4 protein-coding genes and 4 pseudogenes are annotated in these 7,393 nt (G+C 59.0%); 5 read left to right on the plus strand and 3 right to left on the minus strand.

What is annotated here, in order from left to right; genetic code table 11:
• Positions 1 to 420 (plus strand): annotated as a pseudogene (locus tag BMW76_RS39515) (hypothetical protein); the annotation flags it as partial.
• Between the two features lie 1,476 nt (positions 421 to 1,896).
• Positions 1,897 to 2,472 (plus strand): DUF308 domain-containing protein, encoded by a 576-nt coding sequence (locus BMW76_RS39530; protein ID WP_090874109.1) that lies wholly within the window; start codon positions 1,897 to 1,899, stop codon positions 2,470 to 2,472.
• A 284-nt stretch (positions 2,473 to 2,756) separates the two neighbouring features.
• Here BMW76_RS39530 and BMW76_RS39535 read toward each other — a convergent pair whose 3' ends face one another.
• Positions 2,757 to 3,086 carry a cupin domain-containing protein gene (locus tag BMW76_RS39535; protein ID WP_090874110.1) on the minus strand — a complete coding sequence of 110 codons (330 nt, stop codon included), beginning with the start codon at positions 3,084 to 3,086 and terminating at the stop codon, positions 2,757 to 2,759.
• A 104-nt stretch (positions 3,087 to 3,190) separates the two neighbouring features.
• Between BMW76_RS39535 and BMW76_RS42940 the strand changes: the two are divergent.
• A pseudogene (locus BMW76_RS42940) lies at positions 3,191 to 3,286 on the plus strand (transcriptional regulator GcvA); the annotation flags it as partial.
• Positions 3,287 to 3,456: 170 nt separating this feature from the next.
• Here BMW76_RS42940 and BMW76_RS39540 read toward each other — a convergent pair.
• Complete coding sequence (locus BMW76_RS39540) at positions 3,457 to 4,104, minus strand: MFS transporter (RefSeq protein ID WP_322789349.1); 648 nt, start codon at positions 4,102 to 4,104, stop codon at positions 3,457 to 3,459.
• On the opposite strand from BMW76_RS39540, the pseudogene BMW76_RS39545 reads away from it, so the two are divergent.
• Together BMW76_RS39545 and BMW76_RS39550 are read left to right on the plus strand one after the other, a co-directional pair.
• Positions 4,102 to 4,788, plus strand: a pseudogene (locus BMW76_RS39545) (aldehyde dehydrogenase family protein); the annotation flags it as partial. The gene BMW76_RS39540 and the pseudogene BMW76_RS39545 overlap by 3 nt on opposite strands.
• A gap of 75 nt (positions 4,789 to 4,863) precedes the next feature.
• Positions 4,864 to 5,132, plus strand: a pseudogene (locus BMW76_RS39550) (LysR substrate-binding domain-containing protein); the annotation flags it as partial.
• 311 nt (positions 5,133 to 5,443) lie between these two features.
• Here the strand turns inward: BMW76_RS39550 and BMW76_RS39555 are convergent.
• On the minus strand, positions 5,444 to 7,015 hold the full coding sequence (locus BMW76_RS39555; protein WP_090874111.1) for a PqiB family protein: 1,572 nt from the start codon (positions 7,013 to 7,015) through the stop codon (positions 5,444 to 5,446).
• Positions 7,016 to 7,393: the final 378 nt, after the last annotated feature.

Genomic DNA, 7,393 nt, shown 5'->3' on the forward strand with positions numbered 1-7,393 from the left:
TCGAACCTGTCGCCGAAGCCTGAAGCGATGGCCTTCGCAACGATGACCCGCGTGCTCGACGGCACGAACACGCTGGGCCGCGTCAAGGGCACGCCGGGCGGTACGTTCGCGTATGCGTTCCAGCAGCTCGGCGACGGCAAGATCGTGACGGCCGCATGGGCGCACAGCAACAGCCAGTGGCCGACGAGCAACGGCACGTACAGCCAGACGTATTCGACCAGCTATTCGCTGCAGGTCGACAACCCCGGTACGTCGGGCAACGTGACGAAGATCGACGGCTATGGCAATACCACGACGGTTCCGTATTCGAACGGCCAGGTATCGCTGACGCTGACGGAAGTGCCGCAGTACATCGTGTCGAACAACGCGACCGTTGCGAAGAACAATTCGACGGTTCCTGTCGGCTACACGGGACAATAATATGAAGTGACATCGACGACTCGCCGCCGAAGTTATGGCGGCGACCAATCGAATGCAGTGCTTGCCCGGCAATCGCCGGGCTTTTCGTCTTTGCCGAACGACCGCGGCTGCATTTGGTGGGCCAAAGCGGCCGTTCGAGCTTATGCGACGCAACGAATGCTGCTGCGAGGGGATAGTATTGAAAGGCGCATTGTTGGCGTCGGCGCCTATTCCTGGTCAGCAAGCTAACGAGGGTCGATTACAGCAAAGCGGCGCACTGCGTCAGGTGTTCGAATCTGTCCCGGGTCGCTGGAGATGACCGAGAGAGTTTCAATCCACAACGCTGAACGCCTTCGCTCCGGAGGGCACTTTTCGCGGAGCTAGAGCCCGTGCGCGTCCTGCAGTCCGCCGGCTCTTTCGAGTCGTTGACTCGTGGTGCGGACATGAAACCCCGCGGCGATGACAAGGAGGATCCCAGCTATAGGCCAGACGTAAATTGCCGCGGCGACGCCAAGCCAGCATGCCTCCAGAGGCGAATAGGCGTGGAGTGCCCAGAAAAAGCAAGCAACTGGCAACATCAACAGGGACAGCGCCGACCGATTCAGAAAAACGGCGACCTTTGCGCTCTTGTGCGTCTCAGATTGCATGCCCGTCTCCATGTGGAATGGCATTGGCGTATACCGTCTCACGTCAGTCAATTTCCGAATACTGGGGAAAATCCCTGACCCGTCAGGATGTCCGACGATGCAGTTAGCAACGCGCCAACACACCTCAAGGGTAAGCCTACGAAGGCTGAACGTACGTTTCGATTGATTGCCGGCGGTTTCATGGAACCAACCGCCTGTATAAAGGCTTCGCCGCCCCCGGATCTCGCGCGCGAGTCTGCCGGAGCGCAAGTCATCGACCTTTCGCTTTTTTCAAGAGCTAGCCGCCATTTTCCGCATAAAAAGTGCTATCGCTCCCTGCTTCGGCGGGGTTTTATGCATTGAGCGATCGGCCCCGTCAAGGTGTTCTCGGCAGTCGTCGGGTGCGGCTGCATTGGTCTCTTTCGAACAACGCTGCTTTGTGCAAACGCGAGCACCTTGCCGCCAAGGCATTCGCGGCGGCTCGCGGGCGGGGCCGTCAGAGTGGATGAACTGGCGCTTGTGCCCTCAGAATCTCGCAAACGCTGCCTGATGCGAGCGCGAGTGTCTCGGCTCTTCACGTCTTTCGTCGCGCATCGATCGCGCGCGCTGTTCAGATCATCGGTCATTTGACCGATGCCGTTGGCGCGCTATTCCTGCGATTCTTGTCCTCAGACGGCGTTCCGATTGAGTTCCGCATCATCGCCCACGGCATTGGTGGCGCTGGCGACAGACTGATCGCCTCGGAATTGCGCGAGGTTGGCCGCGTGCAGCCGAATCGGCACGCTGACGATTCGCAGCGGAACTGGTGCGCCGACAGCACAAACAGACCTCCGTTCTTATTAACGTTCTATCGATTGAAACTGGAGTGGGAATGATGAATGGTCACGTAGCTACGATGCGCGCTCACAACGAGCGATGGTTGAAGCACTACTACTTTGTGCGGACAGCGTTTTCGGCGGTTTGGGTGGTGCTTGCCTTCTCTATCGGACAGCATTCTCCTGGCATCGGAGCAGCTTTGCTCGTCGCCTATCCTGCATGGGATGCGTTGGCCAATTACATGGATTTGTCGCGTAGCGGTGGTTCATCAGAAAATCGCACACAGGCAGTCAACACAGTAGTAAGTCTCGCAACAGCGGTCGCAGTCATCGCCGCACTGCGAGTGAGCATGACGGGTGTGCTTCAGGTATTTGGTGTTTGGGCCATCCTTTCCGGTTTGCTGCAACTCGGTACTGCCATGCGTCGTTGGAAGGATTTTGGCGCGCAATGGGCGATGATCGTAAGCGGTGCACAGTCGGCGGTCGCGGGTGCGTTATTCATAGCGCAAGCCCATAAGTCGACGCCTGCTGCGATCGTCACAGTGGCAGGTTATGCCGCCGTGGGCGCCATTTACTTCCTGGTCTCCGCGACATGGCTGTCCGTAAGCGACATGCGACGGAGGGCCGCCTGAGCTTTTGAAACGTGGCGCAATGAGAAGACGCTACCTGCCATGGACGCCAGGCGATCCGCAATGAGCTTGGCTCTGCTCGAAATGGCTGATTGAATGCGGATGCGAAATGCGAGCCACGTCCGGTAGACGCCGCCGAAGCCACGTCCCGGTGATCCTTAACGCCAGGGAAGCGCACGTCTCGTCCTCGTGCGGCCTGGTTCGAAGCAGCTCCAGGTGCGCACGTTTCGGCGCACCTGAGCCGCCCAGGGCGTTTCGGTGAACTACCATCGGCCCTCGATTTCCCTTCAAGCCAGCACGATATCGCGCTCACCTCCCGACTGCACGTTGATGTAGACCACATTGTCAAACGTCTCATTCCTGACGTGGTGGATGACGCCGGGTTCGACCGTGTAATGATCATCGACCTGCTTTCTGTCGACTAACTCGCCCACTTTCGTTTCAACAGTGAGGATGCCTTGCACGACGACGAAGCGGTCTCTCACATTTGTATGGTGGTGCCATTCCGTTTCTCCCCCAGGAAGAACCGTGGTCTGCGAGACGGCGTAGTTTTCCTCTATCAGTAACGTTTTATATAGCACCTTGCTATTCGCGAGGGGAATGTTCTCATCGTTCATCTGAGCCTCCGGTGAAATAAGGCCCCACTGTAGCGTACAGGTCGATTCCGAAGGTAGCGATGAATTTGTGTGCGATGCTGTGAGTTAAATCGACGTCTTATCCCATGCGCCGACTTCCCCCACTCAATGCGCTTCGCGCCTTTGACGCAGCCGCCCGCCAGCTGAGCATCTCGGCGGCCGCGCAGGAACTGCACGAGACTTGAGTGGCTGCAAAAGGAGAGCGATGAGTGGCGCAGCAGCAGCCATGTCTGACGATCACGGCGTTTGGCCGGAAGGTACACGAGCCTCGGTACCTTCTGCCTTGGCCAGAGCCTGCCACTGTGCATCGCGCCGTGATCGACGTAGATTCGACGTAGATTTGTCGCGCGCGTCACTCGCCTGCGGAAGCAGGCGCATTCACCAATACCGACCGACGGCTCGTTCGATCCCGCTTGAATCCCCAGAAGAACGTAACGGCGAGACATGGCACGAGCGATACAATCGAATAGGCAACTCCGGCCAGTTGATTGCCCGTCAGCGAAACCAGCGACAAGCTGATCAATGGTAGGAACCCGCCAAACAGGATATTGCCGAGTTGCTGCGCGAGTCCGAATCCAGTAGTCCGGCTTTGCGGCGGAAAGCACTCTGCGATAAAGGCAGGCAAGGGTGCCATGATCAGCGCGGTCAACACCGCGAGCACGGCAATCAGCATCGAAACCGTGGCCCACGACGCGTCGAGTGCGCCCGCGCGGATTCCGGCAAACACTGGATAAGTGCAAGCCATCCACAAGAGCATGCCGATGAACGTGACCCGTGCGCGCCCAATCCGATCGGACAAACTGCCGAACACGGGATACATCGGCGCTGAGACGGCGATGCCGACCGCAAGACACAGACTGGCGCGTGTCGGCTCAACTTTTAGCACGCTTTGCAGGAAGTACAGCATGTAGACGATCGACGTATAAAGCGAAACTGAGGTCCCGCCCTGCGCACCGAACATCGCCACCATAATGGACTTCCATGACCTTGTACTCGTCATGCGCCGTTCATCGTCTTTGATGACGCGGATATCGAACAGGCGGTTAAGGGGCTGGTCGCGGCGAAACTGCGTAACGCCGGACAGGTCTGCATCTCGCCGAACCGCATCTATGTACAGGCAGGCATTCAGGACCGCTTCGTTCTGCGCGTGAAGGAAGCGGTAGAGGAGATTCGCGTCGATCAGGGCTTGCAGGCCGATTTCGTGGTGGGCCCGCTCATCAATCAGGCCGCAATCGACAAGGTGTCGCAGCTCGTCGAGCAGGCGAAAGCGCTTGGCGCAAAAACGCTTTTCGGTGGACGGCCGAATGAGAAAGGCGGTCTCTTTTATGCGCCAACGATCCTCACGAACGTAACGGACGACATGGAGATCCAATCGACGGAAATTTTCGGACCGGTGTTCCCTGTCTATACATTCACTGACGAGAACGAAGTCGTCGCGCGCGCCAATGACACGGAGCACGGACTGGTCGCTTATGCGTTCACACGCGATCTCGGGCGGGCATTCCGGCTTTCTCGCAATATTGAGGCGGGGGTGGTGGTCCTGAACTCAGGTTCGGTGGGAACCGCGTCCGTGCCGTTTGGCGGGATCAAACAGTCCGGATATGGACGGGAAGGCAGCTATTACGGCATCGAAGAGTATGTACACGTGAAGTACGTGTTGATGGCGGGACTGGGTCAACCCTGAAAGCTCAATTCGGAACTGACGGCCCGTGCGTTTAACGCGCGGGCCAGTCTCGGCGTGGCCGTTGCAAATTCGTGAATCGAGCGCGAGACGGGCTTGCTGCCGTTTCAGCGTAGCGGCGTGAGACTGATTCCGACCAGCGAGGGCGCCGCGTTTTTCGCGAAGTGGAGCGCGTGTATGTCGGGCTTCAGGGGCTCGCGACTGCCGCCGCGCAGATCCGCAACCTGGGCAGCGGACGTTTGCGCATCGCGGCGATGCCTTCGGCGGGTCTCACGATCGTGCCGCACGCGATCAAGCGTTTCCAGGCGTTGTATCCGGGCGTGACGGTATCGCTGCATGTGAATACGTAAGGCACGGTCAATCACTGGATGGCGTCGCAGTTCGGGGCCGGATATCGCGAATTGCCATGTCTCTTCAATGGTCTCGAGCCTGCTTGATGCCATTGGGAAACCTGATGAGTGGAAAGCTGATGAGTGGAAAGCGCAATCCGTTCGGCGTGGATGGCAGCGTCGACGACTGCGATTGTGCTTCGCGCGGTGGCTTCCTGGCATGACTGACAGGCTTGTCATCAGTATGCCCAGCTCGCCGAGCAACGGCACATCAGCCGGGTATCCCGGCAGGAACCGGTGCGATCGTTCAGACGACTCTACCGGCATGTTCAATTACCCTGAGCAGACGATGACGACTTCCCCCACACGAGAGATTCCGGATGTTGTTGCAGATAGTCGGCGAGCGAATTGAGCGAAGCAAGTGTGCGTCGCAATTCCGTCAGCGCCTGATGCACGTCGGATTGGAGCGGAGAATCCTGCGCAAGGGTAGCGTTCGCGGCATTGAACGATTTCTGGGCGGCTGACAGCGTCGCGTGGGCTTCCGGTATCAGTTCGGCGTCGACCTGCTGGAAAAGCGACGCGGTGGTTCGGAGTGTCTGGTCCAGACTTCGGCCGATGTTGTCGAATGGCACGCGGTTGAGTTTGTTCACGATGCCTGCAAGCTGGTCCTGAAGTTCTTCGAGGGTATTGGGTACCGTCGGCAGTTCGACGGGTGTTCGCTGTGTATCGATATGAACCTTGCGTGCGCGTGGAAAGAAATCCAGCGCGACATATCGTTGTCCTGTTAGAACGCTGCCTACGCGTAGTTGCCCGCGCAAGCCGTTTTCGACGAGTTGATGCAGCAGATATCTGCCCGCTGCGCTGTCGCCGTTTCCGAGTGCCTGCCGGTAGTGGTGTCCCAGCCGCGTCGGGTACAGATCGAGCGTGGCGAGCATGTCGATCCGGGCCGTTGCCGGATTGAAGTCCATATCGATCGCCGTCACCCGGCCCAGTTCGACACCGTGGAAATCGACGGGTGCGCCGATGGACAGACCGCGCAACGATTGATCGAATCGCATGAGGACACGCGCGGCAGCGCCGTCCTCCGCTCCTTGCGCTGCATCGGCGCGGTTGGCGGCAAGTACGAAGGACGCGCCATCTGCAGCCTGGCGCGCGGCTGGCATGCGTGTGACCGTGTCGAATGCGACGCCGCCGGAAAGCAACGACGCCACAGACTGCGTATCGAGTCTGAAGCCGTCGGAGCCGAAGCGCACGTCGATCCCGCTTGCCTGCCACCAGCCGGTCGCCGATGTCACATACCCGTCGTAGGGTGCGTCGACGAATACGTCGACAACCACGTCGGCGCCATCCGCAGAAAGCGAATAATCGAGAACCCGGCCGGCTTGCACATGACGGAACAGCACGGGTGAGCCGGCTGTCAGAGAGCCCAGAGAGTCGGCGTGAAGCACGAAGCGCTTGCCCTTCTGATCGTCTGTGACGGAGGGAGGCGTTTCGAGTCCGATGAACCCTTTGCATTGTCCCGATGTGCCGCCGATGTCAGCGGCGATGTATGCGCCGGAAACGGCTGTCGAAAGCCCCGAGATACCTGTCATGCCGATGCGCGGACGAACCACCCAATAGCGTGTGCCGCATGTCGCAAACGGTTTTGGGGAATCGTCCAGTTGAACTTCGGCGAGAACGCGAGCGCGGTCCGTCGAAAGATGCACGGCCTTCAGTGTGCCGATTTCGACATCCTTGTAGCGCACCCGCGTTTTGCCCGCCTCCAGGCTTTCGGCTGTGATGAAGCTGATCGTGATGCGTGGTCCGCGATGCACAGTCACCCGGATGAGGAGCGCGCCTGAGATGAGCAACGCGGCAACGGGGATCAGCCACACGATCGACGGTCGGAGCCGATCGCTCATTACAGCTCTCCCGTAACGACATCACGCAGATGTTTGCCGATCCGGCGCGCCTTGGTGATGCACGCGTCGAAGCGACGGCAAAAGCGGTCCTTCGAGTGCCTGAAAGACTCAAGCGCAGACTCACGTACGGACTCACGTACAGACTCACGTACAGACTCACGCGCGAACCAATCACATGAAATGGCGCAACCACGACACCGGGTTCGTAGCCAATGCCGCACGCGCTGCCACCCGTCCATCATGATCGAACGGTCCGTAACAGCCCTTTCGTGTTGACCTGGCGCTTAGGGCAATGCTGATTAAGTCCACCGCTTGTGCGCATCAAGCGTTATAGAGTGCACAAGCAACGAGAAAGGCAAAAGGCAATGAAGCAGCAGA

Origin of the sequence: Paraburkholderia diazotrophica (assembly GCF_900108945.1) — a bacterium.
Lineage (GTDB): Bacteria > Pseudomonadota > Gammaproteobacteria > Burkholderiales > Burkholderiaceae > Paraburkholderia > Paraburkholderia diazotrophica.